Here is a 10,296-nt window from a genome sequence, read left to right as displayed (position 1 = left end):
GCACCCACCACGCGACCACGCTCGTCAACAGTTACGACCCCAACGGTTCCGGGCGAGGCACTAGCACTCGCATCGCTTAGGCGGCAGCTCCAAGTGGCCGACCTTGGTGTAGAAGATCTGAAGCGGAGTCCATCAGGGGTGAGGGTGTAGTAGCGGTTGCGGCTTCGACGCGTTGGATGAGGCCGTTGCGGCGGAGTCGCGTGAGGTCGTAGCTGGCCTGGATCATGGTTCAGCTGGTGTCGTGGAGTCTGGTCGTCAAGGCGCGCAGGCTCTTGTTGGTGATGCCGGTGACGGCGAGCAGGGCGTGGCACAGGGGCGCCGGCCAGGACTTGGCCCGGGGGCGCCCAACCGTAGGCCCGGGGCCCTCCTGCCATCCTCGGTGAGGGTGGGATGCGCGATCCACTCAGAGGCTGGACTCGGGGACGCAGCCCTGGCCGATGCGTTCAGTATCCAACAGTCGGCGGTTTGCGGCGCGGGCCCTGGTTCGCAGTTCGTCGAAACTGTGCAGGCGGCGTTGACAGCCTAGGTCGTAGGCGTCGCCAATGACGCTCTCGATCCGTAGCGCGCGGCCGTCTTTTGAGTGTCACTCGATCCGTGGAGTGCTTGTAGAGGCGTTCACGGTGACGTCGATACCGCGGATGACGACCTCGGTTTCGAACGCGTCCGCCGGGATCGGGGGCGTGGCTGCGGCGGTTGAAGGTGACCTCGACTTGTTCTGGGCGGCCGATGTCGAGATTGTGGCGACCAGCGCCTCCAAGAAGCCCCGGCGTGCCGCGGCTGGGTGAACACGCTGGTGCGCGAAACCTGACCTGATGCATCGACAGCTCCCACCAGTAGCCGTGCATGCGATCGTGATCGGTCAGGGGGCAGCAGCAGAATCGACCACCAGCGCTCGGCGAACACCGTGATCGTGCCTGACCCGAGCCGGTCAGAGATCGCCTGTAGGCCCACCGGGTTGTCAGTGGCGGCGAACCCCGTTGGACAGGCCGGCGAACCCGATACCGACCTGGATTGCGTGACGTTTGGCCCACTCGTGCCCGTTGATCCAGATGTTGGCGGGATACGACGGGACGAGTTTTGCCCGGGCTTGCCTATGGGAAGCCGGACGTCGGAGCCTGGCTACCACTCGAGGATCACCCGGTCACGCGCCGAACGATCTTGACCGTTGCGCTCTCGGCACTACTGTCGATCGTCCCGGCCGCGCGCTCGCCGGCACCCTGCTGGAGCTCGCCTTCTCGGTCTGAGACGGCACGTCAGCTCACCGCGGCGGCGGAGTGGTATCCCAGACCCGACGAGATCTGATCCGCCTGCTCGATGACCTGTAGGGCCAGCAGATTCTCTCGCGTCGGCAGGTCCATCGCCGACAAGGGTCCGGAAACCGACAAGGCCGCGACAACGGTTCCAGTCCGGTCCCGGATAGGTGCCGCCAGACAAGCTCGGCCGAAGGCTAGCTCCTCGACCTCCGTTGCATAGCCACGGTCTCGCACTTCCTGCAGTATTGCCTCAAGCTTGTCCAAGCTGGTCACGGTATGCGGAGTGTATCGGGCCAATCCATGGCCAAGCAGATCCTCCACTTCTGGCGAGGGCAACTCACTGATCAATGCTTTGCCCAACGCTGTGGCGTGCAGCGGACCAGTCCGGCCGACCAGCGTCGACGACCGGCCGGCCGCCCGGCCCTCGAAGTGGCACAAGTAGAACAACTCGGCACCACACCGTTCAGCGACATTCACCCCTAGGCCCAAATCGGCTGCGAAGGTCTGCGCGACTTGTCGAGCCTGCCGATGAACGGGCATCTCGTTGAGCCCGATACCGGCAAGAGTGATCACCCGCGGGCCGATGCCGTATAGGCCGCTGCGCTGGTCGTACGACAAGAAGCCAAGTGTTACCAGCGCGCCGACGAGCCGGGACACCGTGGACTGACCTAGACCGGTCACCTCGACCAGTTCGGAGACCCGGCGCTGCGGATGCGCCTCCGTGAACGCCGACAACAACGACAGAGCCCGCTCGACGCTCTGTGTTCCAGTGCCTGTCTCCCGATTGATCGTGCGCGCCATGGGGCCCCTTCGAATGATCTGGCTTTCTATTCCATATCGTAGATGCCATACGCTCAGTGTTCCACCTGACCGGAACCTGTCGCCTGTCTGCTCCAACGCAGGCAGCCCCGGCGGGCCTACCTTTCAGGGTCGGTGCCTGGTTGGCGTGTTCCACTCCCGGCACGAGTTGGGCGTCGTCCAGGCCAGACACTCAAGGTTCATGCGAGACTGAGGCCAGCTGAGGCGATGTGCAGTGACGGTCCGTGACCGTCCGACCGCCGTCGACCATTCCGATGGTTGCGACCCGAAGCTCAAGGAGCTCGCCAAGATCAGCCTCGCGGGTCAGCTGACCGCGATGCCCAAGATCCGGCACGCGATCGCTCGAGGAACAAGGTTCGCGGAGCTCGTCGCCGAAGAGCAACGGTCACCGAGCTCCCTGGACACGCACCGCCAGTCCATGCTCGCGCGTCTGTATTGCTGGTCATATCGACCTCTCCGATCCGCTTGATGACAAGGGGGCACCGGGCATCGACAGAACCGGCGGACAAGACGGCGATGACCACCTGGTGGCGCAGGCTCTCCTTGAGTCACTGGCGGCGGTCGGTGAGGCGCTGGCCTCGTCTACCAAGGAACCGGTACCCGAATTCCGGATCGTCGCGGTGCACGTCGAACAACGCGTTCGCCCGGTAGGCCCGCTCGAGCTCGGCCGCAGTGACCGACTGGGCCAGCCACCGGTAGTACGGCTGGCGAGCGATCTTCGGCACCCGGCAGGTCACCGCCCACCGGAGACCCCGGCGGCAGCCAGCTCGCTCACGAGCAGGTAGAGCCTTCTCCCGGTAGTGCGCTTGCGATAGGTAACCCGCCGCGCGGCGCAGCATCTCGTTCTCCTGATCCGCCGGCGAGCCTCGCGCAGCTCGGCCGACTCACCACGAGCCACACCCGGCCCACCACTCTTGGCGCCCTCGTCGACCTCGGCCGGCGCGGCCAGTTCAGCAACGTCATCGGGTGAACCCGAAGTCCTTGGTGATCTGCTCGACCGTCACTCCGGGCTCCCGGTCACGAGCAACGCGAACAACATCGTCTCGGAACTCGCGAGGGTAGGGCTTCGGCACAGCAACATCCTTCCAGGCCCACCTCACGGCAAGCCATCTCAGATATCACCTAGCCGTGCAGCAGTCCCAACCTCGGGGCAATGGCCGCCGCGTGGGTGCAGGGAGATCCGTGTCTTCGGAGGAATACCTGCATCTGCTTAGGCTGCTCGTGACCGGTCGGTCGGTCGAGTCGGTGGCCCAGCGTCTGGGGCTCTCGGAGCGGGCCGTACGACGCGCACCTGCGCGATCTGCGACCGGCTGGACCTGGCTAGGCCGGTCGAGGCGATAGGTCTGAGCCGCCCGCCGCGCCTGGCCTCGGGACCGCATCCGTCGACCTGGGCCTGGTCAACGCCGGACACAGGTCGCGGCTGAGGCTGCGGACTCCAGCGCCGAGCTGTTGACGGCCGTGACCCGGTAGCAGTGGGTGGCCGACCCAGCGGACGTGTGGTCGACGAATCCGGTCGTCGTGATCCCCGCAGCCACGCGGTTCCGCCAGGAGGGCACGAAGGATGGGATGTCCCCTCGGTAGACCGAGTAGGTCGGCGCATCCGTCCCACCGTCGCCGGACCAGGTCAGCGAGACATCGTCCGGTTCCGCCCTGGCCGCTCTCAGCCTGGTCGGCGCCGCGGGGGCGAGCCGTAGAACCGACGGGACCCCGTCGGCAAGCTTGAACGTGAGGTTCGACGTCTTGACGTCATGTGCGGCTGAGCCGATCTGCACGCCCGCGTTGAGGGCTGTGCGTGGGTCTTCGACGCTCAGGGAGTCGATGCCGAGGGAGGCGACGTTCTCCAGCTTGACTGCGGTGATGTCCCCGCCGAACGCGTAGTCATCGCTGCTGGACACGATTCGGTTCTCTCCCCGGATCTGAACGTTCTCCGCGCCACCGATGTAGATGCCGTTGCGGGGCGGATGCTTGATGGTGTTGCCCTCGATGAGGAAGTCTCGTTGGGCGCGGTCCTCGGCCAGTCGGTAGGGCAGACGGTCGGCCCGGATCTTGATGGCCGCCGACTCGGGGGAGTCGTATGCGCGAAGGTGGCCGACGTGATCCATGACGTTGTCGCGGATGGTGATCCCGGTGGATCCTGGGCCTTCGGGGTAGTTGGGTTCGTTCTGGCTGATCACGGCGGCGCCGCCGAGGTAGGAGAACCGGTTGCCGGCGATCAGGCCGTCCTTGGACTTCACGTAGACGCCGTGGCGGCGGGAGTCCCGGAAGTCGTTGTTCGTGACCTGGAATCCGGCTCCGCTGGTACTGAGGTTGTACAAGGTGTCGCCCGAACGGACGTCGGCTCCGGCGGCCATCCCAGGCACACTTCCATCGAACGTGAGGACGGCGCGTCGGTCGGGTGTGTGGCCGGGCACCGCCGCTACGTCGACCACTTCGGCGGTGCCCTTCACCCGCCCGAGGATCGGGTCGTACACCTGAACGGAGTCACCGACGAGCGGGAGTCTCCCGCTTCCGGTGGCGACCGCCACCACCTTGTCGTCGGCGAGGACCTCGACGATCGCTCTCGGCGTCGTGTAGATGTTGACGCCGTCGTCGAGCATTCCCTCGAAGCTGGAGTTTCGGATGATCGGGCCCACTCGGGCCGACTGAACATGCACGCCGTCCGCGTTGGTGCTCACCCAGCGACCGCTCCCGGGACGTCTGCGTACCTGAAGGTTGTGGACCGTGATGCTGTCGCTGTACAGCGCCGAGAGGGTGGACGCCGGCGAGGCGTAGACGTCGACGTCTCGGAGTGAGACAGCCGTGGTGTCCGTGAGGTTGATGAGCGGTGCTGTACCGCGCTGGTTGAGAACGAACTTGTCGCCCGCTACCAGGTGGGCCGGGTTTCCGATGAATGCCTTGGTGTTGGCCGGCACGGTGAAGCGGTACACCCCGCTATCGAGCGCGGTCCAGGAGCTGACCCGGATGAAGTCCTTCGCTGTCTGTTTCTGCAAGAAGGGGTTGAGCGGATCGCGGGTCGTGCCCCAGGTGTCCGGGACCTGCCGCAGGCGCGGATCCTCGAGGATCGGATACCCGGCCTCGGGACGGAAGTCGAAGGTGCCCAGATCCTTGTCCGTCGCGGTGATCTCACCTTGAGCGAACGGCGGAGTGGAGTAGTCGAAGGTGAAGCCACGGAAGGACACCTGGCTGGAGCGCACGAGTCGGAAGCCGCCGGCGAGCGGGTCCGTCAGAACGATCTGGGTGTCGCGGCCTCGGAACGATAGGTCGTCGAGTCCCTCGTAGAGGAAGGCGAAGTTGCCGGTCTGCGGCGCTGACGCCGGGTCGAACTGGAGGGCGTCGAGCTCGGCTGCGCCGCCGGACGGGCCGTCCGGCAGGCTGAACCGGACCTGCTTGATCAGGCCCGACCAGCCGGTCCTCGTGCCGAGGTCCACGCTGTAGTCCGTGAAGCCATCAGAACCAGGCGCGATCGCGACCGTGGTCGATTGCTCATCGCTCCACTCGGGCGAGGTCTGCGTGGTCCAGCTGATCCGCAGGGTCGAGGCCGGGGTCGGGTTCCTCAGGCGCCACTTTGCCAGCCGGTGCTTACTGGCCTCGACGTTGAGGTTTCTCGGAGAGTCGATCGAGCCGTCCGCACCGGCGGGAATCGTGACCGCACCCGCGACCACCGTCGCCGGCACCCCATCGTCACTCGTCCATCCCTCGCTGCTCTGGAACTCCCACGAGCGTGGTGGTGGGCTCACGACATAGGACCCCGCCCCGAAGTCAACCGTGGTACCCGGTCCGAGCGTGCGGGCAGCCTCGATAGCGTTCCGGATCGCCGGACCATCGTCCACCTGGTCGTTCGCGGTGGCGCCATGGTCGTCCACGAAGACCGTCCGTCCGGTCTGCGATCCGACGGGCTCCGGGCGCCCGGCACCCGAGGCCGGCGGCACCGTGAGGACTGCCGCCGTCACGGCCAGCAGCGTTGCCGCCACGGCGACGCGGCGTCGTACACATCGATCGGGATCCTGCAGCATGTGAGACTCCTGACTTCGATCTGGACGGATGGCGTGCTGCGGTCACTTGCTGTCGTCGACCTGTTTCTGCACCTTGGCCCGCAGTGCGTTGAGCCCTTCCTGGGAGGTCTGCTCGCCGGCCAGGATCTTGGCGACTCCCTGACCGATCAGGTCGTCGAGTGCGGCCGAGGTGGGCAGCCTGTTGTACGCGGGGAACCGTGCGTGTCCGATCGACCGCTCGTTCCAGCTGGTCTGGAACCGGTCCTTGCCGATCTCGGGGATGGCCGATGCCACGGACGACAGCGCGGTCACCCGCGAGTTCAGGGTGAAGAAGTCCCCGGCCAGCGCCGGGTCGGTGCAGATCCACTCGGCCAGGCCGCGGGACGTCGCCTCGCCTGCTCCGGCGAAGACGAACAGACCGCCAGCCGAGCCCCGGTTGTAGGAGTCGCCGTCGGCCTTGAGCGCCGGGCGAGTGATCGAGAGCAAGCCGTCCTGCAACGGTTTCGGTGCACCGTTGGTCTTCGCGAACGACCGCGCGAGCCCCACGTCGTCGTACAGCGCTGTCCGGCCTTGCGCGAGGAGCACCCGCGCGTCGTCGCGGTGGACCTCCTTGCCGATCAGGCCGGCGGACACCAGCTGCTTATACCATTCGAGCACCTTGACGCTCGCGGCGTCGCCGAGCGTCACCTTCAGGTCGGCAGTGATGACCTCGCTGCCGAACGTCCACATCCACGGAATCAGGTCCTTGAGGGCGGGTTGTTTGGTCGCCCCGGCGTACGGGATAACTCTGCGATCCTGCGCCTTGATCTTCTCCAGCGTGGCGGCGAAGTCATCGACGGACACCTTGTCCCCGGTGAAGCCGACGGACGACAGGATGGAGCCGTTGCCGACCAGGCCGATCGCGTCGACATACTGGGGTAACACGTACAACCTGCCGTCCACGGTGAAGCCGTCGAGCAGCGCCTTCGGATAGTCATGCTTGCTGGCGATTTCGGACAGGTCCGCCAGGACACCGAGCGGCACGAGGACCTGCCAAGGCCCCGCCTCACCCACGCCGCTGGCGTTGCCGGACCGGGCGGCCAGCAGGAGCTGGGTCGGCGCCTGGTCGAACGTGTACGTCACCGGCTTGACCGTTACGCCGCGATCTGTCTCGAACCTCTCGAGCGCCCGCTTCCAAAACTTTCCGGTGGTCTCGCCGCCAAGTGAGTCACCGTAGAAGTTGATGAGCTTCGCATCCGCGTCTCCGCCGGCGTCGGGACGCGGCGGACTCGAAGAGCATCCGGACGCGGCGAGCAGGCCTGACGCCCCCACCCCCATCAGGAGGGTTCTGCGATTGAGTTGACGAAGGTTGGACATAACGGAGTTCCTTTCGCAGAGAGGCCGGTTCCGATCGACCGGATGGGGCCGTCAGCCCTTCACGGCCCCGGCGGACAGGCCCGAGACGAGGAATCGCTGGAGAATGACGAACGTCACCACGATCGGCAGTGACGTGACTATCGATGCGGCCATCAGGGCGGGCCAGTCCGCGGCGCCCTGGTAGATGAACGTCTGCACCAGACCGGCCGGCAGAGTTCGCTTGTCCTGTCCACCCAGGGTCAGCGCGAACAGCAGGTCGTTCCATCCGCGCATGAATCCGAACAGACCGGCGGTGGCGATGCCGGGGGCGACCAGCGGCAGCGCGATCCGGCGCAGCACAGCCAGGTTCGACGCTCCGTCGAGTCGGGCCGCCTCGAGGATCTCGTCTGGCAACGCGTCGAAGAATCCCTTGAGCAGGAAGACCGTCAGGGGCAACGTGAACGTCGTGAACGCCAGCACAAGTCCGGTGTAGGTGTAAAGCAGGCCGACGGTGTTCAGCAGGAGATAGAGGCTGATGAGGAGCAACGCACCGGGAAACAGCTGACCAGAAAGCAGGAGCACCATCAACGCCCCACGGCCCCGATAGCGAAACTTCGACAGGGAGTATGCCGCAAGGATCGAGACGACGACGGACAGGATCGCGGTCAGGCTGGAAACGATCACGCTGTTCAGGAGGTTCTGCATCAACTCAGCGTTTCCGCTGAACGTGCGGAAGCTCTCCAGGCTGATCGCCCGAGGAAGGAACGAGCGGTTCGGTGCGAAGACCTCCTCCCGCGGCATCAGCGCGGTTGCCACGAGCCAGTAGGTAGGGAGGCAGCCGAATACCACCACCGCGACCAGGCCCACCCAGCCGAGCGGCGTCAGCCGCGGGTTGACGATGTCGGTGCCGACATCACGCCTTCTCATCGTTGTTCCGCCCTGTGGTTGAGGAACAGGTACGCGCCCGAGATGAGACCGAGGACGACCAGCCACAGGGAGCCGAGTGCCGCTGCCCCGCCAAGGTCGAAGGTCTGGAAGGCCATGTCGAAGACACTCAGTGCGAGCGTGGAGGTCGCTTCTCCCGGCCCGCCGCCAGTCATCACGAAGATGGTGTCGAAGTTGCCGAAGTTGTAGATGAACTCCAGGAGGCTCACCAGTCCGACGGCGACTGAGATGTGCGGCAGTGTCACATGCCAGAAGCGCTGCCACCGGTTGGCGCCGTCCACGACCGCTGCCTCGAGGTGCTCGGCGGGCACTGTCTGCAGAGCCGCGAGTGTCACGGCCATCATCCACGGGAAGGACTGCCAAGTCTTGGCGACTACCACGGCAGCCATCGCGCCCAGGTCGTCACCCAGCCAACTCGTCGCGCCGTCCGTCAGGCCCAGTCGGAGCAGCAGTTGGTTCAACAGCCCATAGTTCGTGTTGAAGATCCAGGCCCAGAGGAACGATGTCACCACGCTGGGAAGGATCCACGGGACCATCAACGCGCCGCGCAGGATGGTCCGGCCGCGCAGCCTGCTGTTCAGGAGCAGCGCCGCGCCTACCGCGATGACCAGCGGTGCGACGGTCGCGAACAGGCTGAACACCACGGTGGTGCGCAACCGCCCCCAGAACGTTTCAGAGAGCACCTCGGCGTAGTTGGACAGTCCGACGAAGGACCTTCCTTCACGCAGGAGGGTCTGGTCGAAGACGCTCATTCCGATGCTCGCCACCAACGGATAGACAGCGATGACGACGAACAGGGCGAAGGCGGGCGCCGCCAGCAGGATGCCGAAGGATCGGTCCGAGATGGCGATCCGCCGGGTGCGTACGAGGGCTGGGGGCCCGGTCTGATCGCCATCGAAGCGGCTCGCGGAGGTTCCGAGAGATTTCCGCGCTCCGACGACGGGCGGGGTGTGGGGCATAGCAGCGACGCTAGGGCCCGAATGTGACTCTGTCAACGACATAGTAGGATTGGTATCCACAGTCTGGTTTGCAGAGCCCATAAGCGCAGGTCACCCATCCACAACGTGCGGAACGCCAAGAAGAGACCCTGAGTGAGGGCAATCGAAGAACAGCCGTATGGGCTGCTGCCTCACACTATGGATACGCAAGCGATGAGCAAACCTGTTTGGGTATAGCCGGCGACGGACATCGAGTGGCAGCCGAGGTAGGTGGAGATCTGGTCGGCGTGCTCGATGACCTTCATCGCCAGTTCGTCCTGGCAGGCCAGGAGGTCCATCGCGGACAGCGGGCCCCGACAATGACAACGCGGCGATGACATTGCCGGAGCGGTTCCGGATCGTTGCCGCGACACACGACCGACCGAACGACAACTCCTCCAGCTCGGTCGGGTACCCCATGCTGCGGACCTGCCCCAGTGCTTCGATCAGTCCCTGGAGATCGGAGATCGTCCGGGGGTGTAGGCCGGATAGCTTGTGCCGATCAGTTCCTGCAGTTCCTCGGCCGGCATCTCGTACAACAGTGCTTTGCCCATCGCGGTGGCGTGCAGCGGCATGGCATGCCCGATCAAGGTGAATGCCCGCGGGGCCAACCGACCCTCGAAGTGACAAAGGTAGAACAGCCTGCTGCCATCCCGTTCGGCGACGTTCGCGCCCAGTCCGAGCTCGGCGGCGAGGTTCTGGACGATCTGGCGAGCGTGCAGATACACCTGCGACTGATTGAGGGCGGCACCCGCCAGGCTCACCACCCGCGGGCCCAGCCGGTACAAGCCGGAACGGCCGTCGTTGATGAGGAAGCCGAGCACCTCCAGGGCGCCGAGCAGCCGGGAGACCGTCGACTGGCCGAGGCCGGTGAGGCCGACCAGCTCCGACACTCGCCGTTCGGGGTGTTCCTCGGTGAACGCGTTGAGCAGGGACAGTGCGCGCTCGACGCTCCGGGTGCCACCACCCGTCTCC

Annotated in this window: 8 protein-coding genes and 1 pseudogene; 1 reads left to right on the top strand and 8 read right to left on the bottom strand. The window is 65.7% G+C overall.

Translation table 11 applies throughout. The features are described 5' to 3' along the window. Positions 1-542: 542 nt before the first annotated feature. Positions 543-785: a hypothetical protein gene (locus E1218_RS12150; RefSeq protein ID WP_132319379.1), complete on the top strand. Its 243-nt coding sequence runs from the start codon at positions 543-545 to the stop codon at positions 783-785. 468 nt (positions 786-1,253) lie between these two features. Here the strand turns inward: E1218_RS12150 and E1218_RS12145 are convergent, their stop codons facing one another. The 8 genes and pseudogenes from E1218_RS12145 to E1218_RS37200 all read right to left on the bottom strand — a co-directional run. Further along, positions 1,254-2,054 (bottom strand): IclR family transcriptional regulator, encoded by an 801-nt coding sequence (locus E1218_RS12145; protein ID WP_132319377.1) that lies wholly within the window; start codon positions 2,052-2,054, stop codon positions 1,254-1,256. Between the two features lie 566 nt (positions 2,055-2,620). After that, positions 2,621-2,797, bottom strand: coding sequence for a hypothetical protein (locus E1218_RS36615; RefSeq protein ID WP_202865944.1), 177 nt, complete (start codon positions 2,795-2,797; stop codon positions 2,621-2,623). Between the two features lie 672 nt (positions 2,798-3,469). Further along, complete coding sequence (locus E1218_RS12135) at positions 3,470-6,085, bottom strand: right-handed parallel beta-helix repeat-containing protein (protein ID WP_132319375.1); 2,616 nt, start codon at positions 6,083-6,085, stop codon at positions 3,470-3,472. Between the two features lie 42 nt (positions 6,086-6,127). Continuing rightward, positions 6,128-7,381 carry an ABC transporter substrate-binding protein gene (locus E1218_RS12130; protein ID WP_267900300.1) on the bottom strand — a complete coding sequence of 418 codons (1,254 nt, stop codon included), beginning with the start codon at positions 7,379-7,381 and terminating at the stop codon, positions 6,128-6,130. A gap of 90 nt (positions 7,382-7,471) precedes the next feature. Next, the gene (locus E1218_RS12125) at positions 7,472-8,266 is read right to left on the bottom strand and encodes a carbohydrate ABC transporter permease (protein WP_202865943.1); all 795 of its coding nucleotides are present in this window, start codon (positions 8,264-8,266) and stop codon (positions 7,472-7,474) included. Positions 8,267-8,322: 56 nt separating this feature from the next. Beyond that, positions 8,323-9,384, bottom strand: coding sequence for a carbohydrate ABC transporter permease (locus tag E1218_RS12120; RefSeq protein WP_202865941.1), 1,062 nt, complete (start codon positions 9,382-9,384; stop codon positions 8,323-8,325). 89 nt (positions 9,385-9,473) lie between these two features. Continuing rightward, entirely contained in the window at positions 9,474-9,620 is a 147-nt protein-coding gene (locus tag E1218_RS37205) for a hypothetical protein (protein ID WP_233712182.1), read from the bottom strand. Positions 9,621-9,681: 61 nt separating this feature from the next. Next, positions 9,682-10,214 (bottom strand): annotated as a pseudogene (locus E1218_RS37200) (IclR family transcriptional regulator); the annotation flags it as partial. Between the last annotated feature and the right edge of the window lie 82 nt (positions 10,215-10,296).

Origin of the sequence: Kribbella turkmenica (genome assembly GCF_004348725.1) — a bacterium.
In the GTDB taxonomy this organism is placed as follows: Bacteria; Actinomycetota; Actinomycetes; order Propionibacteriales; family Kribbellaceae; genus Kribbella; species Kribbella turkmenica.
Note: the sequence above shows the minus strand (reverse complement) of the source record. Positions and strands in the feature narration are given on the sequence as shown.